Genomic DNA, 501 nt, shown 5'->3' on the forward strand with positions numbered 1-501 from the left:
CAAAACTACAATTGTAGCAATAATATTAAGCGTAAGAATTAGTCATGTGATTGGTGTCGTGTAAAATTTTTTTCTCATTTAATTAAAATTATCCTCTTGACTTTAGATAATTGCTCATTTAGAAAATTTAACACTTTCCCTTTCCAGGTAGGGAAAATAGAAATCACAATGCCGCTTTCACCAATTTTTCCTGATATGAAATGTTCCATGAAAACACATTTAGCTTTAATGTTAATTCGCTTTTTATCATTATGTAACAATTTAGCTTGATACCAAACCGTATCCGTGTGTATATCGATTAAATGACTACGAATAAACTCTCTCAGTCTTGATTCAATTTGTATTCCCCATCCGGGTTGACTAATATCAAGATCGTTATTGGAAAAATAATTTGAAAGTTCATTGTAACAACTAACAATTATTTTCGCTGCTTTTTGATTTATTAGCATACAAAAAGAAGATATATACCCGTGCATAGCACTCCATGGATTATTATAACAT

Annotated in this window: 1 pseudogene; it reads right to left on the reverse strand. The window is 30.1% G+C overall.

Annotated features, from left to right (window positions below):
* Window positions 1–74 precede the first annotated feature (74 nt).
* Window positions 75–501 (reverse strand): annotated as a pseudogene (locus HEN21_RS22625) (sugar polymerase); the annotation flags it as partial.

The organism is Escherichia sp. 93.1518 (assembly GCF_013368915.2).
GTDB lineage: Bacteria > Pseudomonadota > Gammaproteobacteria > Enterobacterales > Enterobacteriaceae > Escherichia > Escherichia ruysiae.